This is a genomic window from Flavobacterium sp. UBA4854 (assembly GCF_002399805.1).
Lineage (GTDB): Bacteria > Bacteroidota > Bacteroidia > Flavobacteriales > Flavobacteriaceae > Flavobacterium > Flavobacterium ginsengisoli.
This window is the reverse complement of sequence record NZ_DHEI01000099.1, coordinates 1,428-4,810: the sequence shown is the minus strand read 5'-3', so window position 1 is coordinate 4,810 and position 3,383 is coordinate 1,428. Positions and strand designations below refer to the sequence as shown.

The window sequence follows — 3,383 nt, the reverse complement described above, 5'->3', positions numbered from 1 at the left end:
GATTTAGGATTAAAATATACTGAACCTGCTGTTTACAATGACATTGTAAGTAAAATTCGCGAAACTAAAGAACAGCAAGATGCTTACATCAAAGATATTTCAGATGTTTTAAAGAAATCTTTAGACAGCGAAGGAATCGATTATATCATTAAAGGACGTCCAAAATCGATTTATTCTATTCGTCGAAAAATGCGTGCGCAAAACGTAACTTTTGATGAAGTTTATGACAAGTTCGCTCTTAGAATTGTATACAAAGCCGATCCGCATGAAGAAAAATTCATCGCGTGGAAAATATATTCTATCGTAACCGATCATTATCGCCCAAGTCCAAGCCGTCTGCGTGACTGGATTTCATCGCCAAAATCAACTGGTTATGAAGCCTTGCATATTACTGTTATGGGACCAAAAGGTCGTTGGGTCGAAGTTCAGGTTCGAAGCGAACGTATGGACGAAATTGCAGAAAAAGGTTATGCCGCACATTACAAGTACAAAAATGGCGCAAGCGAAGAAAGTGGTTTAGATGTTTGGTTGAATTTACTTCGTGAAGCATTAGAAAATCCAGAAACTAATGCAGTTGATTTTGTGGAAGATTTCAAAATGAATTTGTACTCTAAAGAAATCTTCATCTTTACACCAAAAGGAGAAATCAAATCGCTACCAAAAGGCGCCACTTCTCTTGATTTTGCTTTCAGCATTCACTCTGAAATCGGAATTAAAACACGTGGTACTCGTGTAAATGGACGATTAGTTCCTTTAAATTATGAATTAAAAAGTGGTGACCAAGTTGAAGTTATTACCTCTCCAAACCAGAAACCAACTGTAAACTGGTTGGAATACGTAACAACTTCAAGAGCAAAAAATAAAATTAAAAACGTTCTTAACGAGAACACTAAAAAAATTGCAGAAGAAGGAAAAGAATTACTTGTTAGAAAATTAAAACACCTAAAAGTTACTTTTAACGAACAGGTTACAAATGAGTTAGTTAATTTCTTTAAACTAAAAACAAGTTTAGATTTATTTTACAGAGTTGGAATTGGTGCAATTGAGAATCAGCAGTTAAAAGATTTTGCTGCCCAGAAAAGCAATTCGTTTATCAATTTCTTCAAAAATAAAATCAAGCGAACTAAAGATACTGCTGATGAAGACATTCATAAACCAGTCATTAGCAGTAACTATGACATGCTGGTTTTTGGAACCGAACATGACAAGTTAGATTATAAACTTTCGCAATGTTGCAATCCAATTCCAGGAGATGATGTTTTTGGTTTTGTTACTATTAATGAAGGAATTAAAGTGCATAAAAAAGATTGTCCGAACGCGATCGGAATGCAATCAAATTATGCATATCGAATTATGAGTGCAAAATGGATAGACTCTTCTCAAGAAGAATTCAAAGCCATTATCAATATCACCGGAATGGATGTTTTAGGACTTACCAATCAATTGACAAAAGTGATTTCAAACAATATGAGCGTTAATATTCAAAGCATTTCGCTTAGCACCGATGCTGGAATTTTTCACGGGCAAGTTGCGGTAATCGTTAAAAACAATACCATTTTGAAAAAAATGATTAGCGCCATCAAGAAAATAGACGGAGTTGATAAGGTTACTAGAGAGTATAGAACTTAATTCATAAATTTAATCATGGAAAATCAATCTTTAGAAATTCCCAAAGTAGTATTTGATGAAAATGGAGAGCTTTTAATTACCGCATCTGAATCTTCATCAAAAGACGATTTTGATTTTTTTCAAGGAAAATCTGTTATTCGTAACAGAAAATTAAAATCCAGATTGACGAATTGCGATGAGTGGATTGAATTTCCTTCGACACAGGAAATGTACAAGATTCTAAACGGAATTGGAAACATTGATAATTTTCTAGCCACTTTCGATGGAGAACCTTTTGAAGGCATGACAGTAAGATTATTTAATCCGATAACAAAATTGTGGAGCATTTACTGGTCTGATTCTAACACAGGAACATTAGACAAACCTGTAGTTGGCTCTTTTGAAAATAAAGTTGGCCATTTTTTCTCTAAAGATGTTTTTGATGAAAAACCAGTTATTCAAGTATTCCGATGGGATGCTCGAGACGAAAAGAATCCTATTTGGAGCCAGGCAATGTCTGATGACAAAGGAAAAACTTGGGAATGGAACTGGTATATGTACATGTCGAAATCAAGTTAACCATTGTTAGTTTTTTCATAAATTAAAAAAATTATGTTAATTAAGCTAAATTAAGCTTTCAAAATATTTTTGACGTAAAAGCCTGTGTTTAGTGTATTATCACTAATGAAAATCAAGTTTAAACGTTAAACTTTAAACCCGAAACTTTTATTCATTAAAAATAAAAAATTATCTTTGCCGGATATGACACTTATTTCAACTGACAACACTAAGAATCAAGAAATTGTAAAAAATGTTTTTACACTATATCTTGAACAAAAAGGGCATCGCAAAACTCCTGAGCGTTATGCTATACTTCAGGAAATTTACGATAGCGAGGAGCATTTTGATATAGAGAACCTTTACATCAAAATGAAAAACAAAAACTATCGTGTAAGTAGAGCTACTTTATACAACACGATCGAGTTATTGTTGGACTGCGCTTTGGTTAGAAAACATCAATTTGGACAAAATCAGGCTTACTACGAAAAATCATATTTTGATAAACAGCACGATCACATCATTATGACAGATTCTGGTGAGGTAATCGAATTTTGTGATCCAAGAATTCAAACCATCAAAAAGACTATCGAAGAAATTTTTGATATCGAAATTACAAATCACTCGCTTTATTTCTACGGAAACAAAAAGCAAAATTCAAATTCATAGTCTTTTAGATTAGACTTTTCAAAAAAAATTAAAAAAGAAAATTAACTACATAATCAGTAGGGCAACTTAGATTGTCTCAACGCAAATTAAAACAGAATGACCGTAGATTTATTACTAGGATTACAATGGGGAGATGAAGGTAAAGGAAAAATTGTAGACGTACTTACCTCAAATTATGATATTATTGCACGTTTTCAAGGAGGACCAAATGCAGGACATACATTAGAATTTGATGGAATTAAGCACGTACTAAGAACGATTCCTTCTGGAATTTTTCATAAAAACTCAGTAAATATCATCGGAAATGGAGTTGTAATTGATCCTGTAGTTTTTCAAAAAGAAATTGAAGGTTTAGAGAAATTTAACCTTGACATCAAAAGCAAATTAATCATTTCAAGAAAAGCACACTTAATTTTACCAACGCACCGTTTGCTTGACGCAGCTTCTGAAGCTTCTAAAGGAAAAGCAAAAATTGGTTCTACTCTTAAAGGAATTGGACCAACTTACATGGATAAAACAGGTAGAAATGGTTTACGTGTTGGAGATAT

At 33.0% G+C, this 3,383-nt stretch carries 4 protein-coding genes; all 4 read left to right on the top strand.

The features are described 5' to 3' along the window. Positions 1 to 1,629, top strand: a 1,629-nt coding sequence (locus B3J44_RS14650) for a RelA/SpoT family protein (protein ID WP_286969234.1), incomplete at its 5' end; no start/stop codon positions are given. Positions 1,630 to 1,644: 15 nt separating this feature from the next. Beyond that, on the top strand, positions 1,645 to 2,187 hold the full coding sequence (locus tag B3J44_RS14645) for a hypothetical protein (protein WP_286969232.1): 543 nt from the start codon (positions 1,645 to 1,647) through the stop codon (positions 2,185 to 2,187). A gap of 183 nt (positions 2,188 to 2,370) precedes the next feature. Beyond that, positions 2,371 to 2,835: a Fur family transcriptional regulator gene (locus tag B3J44_RS14640; RefSeq protein WP_008462215.1), complete on the top strand. Its 465-nt coding sequence runs from the start codon at positions 2,371 to 2,373 to the stop codon at positions 2,833 to 2,835. Between the two features lie 96 nt (positions 2,836 to 2,931). Further along, the coding region (locus tag B3J44_RS14635; RefSeq protein WP_286969228.1) for an adenylosuccinate synthetase at positions 2,932 to 3,383 on the top strand (452 nt) is incomplete at its 3' end.